This is a genomic window from Halorubrum sp. SP3 (assembly GCF_005435195.1).
Classification (GTDB): domain Archaea; phylum Halobacteriota; class Halobacteria; order Halobacteriales; family Haloferacaceae; genus Halorubrum; species Halorubrum sodomense.
This window is the reverse complement of record NZ_SGTU01000163.1, coordinates 482-818: the sequence shown is the minus strand read 5'-3', so window position 1 is coordinate 818 and position 337 is coordinate 482. Positions and strand designations below refer to the sequence as shown.

Below are 337 nucleotides of genomic sequence, written 5' to 3'. Positions count from 1 at the left end.
GGATGAATGTCCGAAGGATCTCTTCGGCGTCGGTCTCTGCATCTTCCAGGTCGATTGCGCCATTGATCGTCTCCGGACACGAGATGATGTCCGAGAGGGGTTTGAGTGCCTTATTGCGGGTCATTTTTCTAAGTTGATGATCGTAGTGTACGCGGTGGTTTCAGCCTCTACGTCGTGGATATACAGGTGCTCATTTTCGATATCGCCGTCCGCCAAGACAACGATCTTCTTATCGTTCCGAGCATGCTGTTGGAGCGTCGGCAACAGCGCCACATCGTATCGGAGAGCTATCTCAGGGTGGGACACGAAGATCATATCGTTGTCCTCGAGGTCCTCC

At 52.8% G+C, this 337-nt stretch carries 1 protein-coding gene; it reads right to left on the bottom strand.

Features of this window, described 5'->3' with window-relative positions; all coding sequences use genetic code 11:
• Positions 1-120 precede the first annotated feature (120 nt).
• Positions 121-337: hypothetical protein (locus EXE42_RS16050; RefSeq protein ID WP_158293745.1), on the bottom strand; the 217-nt coding region annotated here is incomplete at its 5' end.